This is a genomic window from Alcanivorax sp. HI0044, assembly GCF_001634945.1.
Map to the genome: position 1 here is coordinate 1 of NZ_LWEZ01001086.1, position 863 is coordinate 863.

1 protein-coding gene is annotated in these 863 nt (G+C 53.5%); it reads left to right on the forward strand.

Annotated features, from left to right (window positions below):
- Positions 1–515: 515 nt before the first annotated feature.
- Positions 516–863: glutathione S-transferase (locus A3730_RS13050; protein WP_197477474.1), on the forward strand; the 348-nt coding region annotated here is incomplete at its 3' end.

The window sequence follows — 863 nt, forward strand, 5'->3', positions numbered from 1 at the left end:
TATCCGAGCTGTGCGGAAATCATCGATGACATTATCAGTGAATGTACCGGCACTATTAATCAGCGTCTGGCAGAAATCATGAAAAGCTAGGGAGCCTCTGAATAACNCCTTGCGTACTCAGCGTGGCCTGGAGCGTTCAGCTGTTGTGTCTTGTCTCGATGGTCAGGGTGGTTCCCTTTCCGAGAGGCAAGGCGCAGCAGATGGGCGCTCCAGGCCACGCCCTTCGGGTCTTTCAGGCTGGCCCGCACTCGTTGTTGCACTTTTTCGATGGATGGACATATCTCGATCCCAGTTAGGGGACACCTTCAAAAGCGCGCCCTCTGTGCCCCGAATGGGGTATAGATTGCGAACCAGCCTGAAAGACTGAGCATGCAAGGCGTTATACAGAGGCTCCCTAATAAGACGCTGAAACACTATTTTCCTGAAATAAGGTTATGCTCTCCCGAGCCAGCCAGGGCAATGCCCTGGCTTTTTTATGTCGCTCAATGCTTGATTCCCGATCAGAAGGATCTGATATGTATCGCTTGTATGAATTTTCTTCCTCCGGTAACTGCTACAAATTACGCCTGGCCATGGCGCAACTTGGTGTTCCCTTTGAACGCGTGGAAAAAGACATTACGCGTGGCGAAACCCGCAGCGACGACTTTCTTGCCATCAACCCTAACGGCCGTATTCCCGTACTGGTAACCCCGGATGGCAGAACCCTGCCGGAATCCAACGCTGCGCTCTGGTACCTGGCCCGTGACAGTCAGCTGATGCCCACCGATGCCTTCGAGCAGGCTCAGGTGCTGCAGTGGATGTTCTTCGAGCAGTACAACCACGAACCGAATATCGCCACGTCCCGGTATTGGCTGCATGTGCTG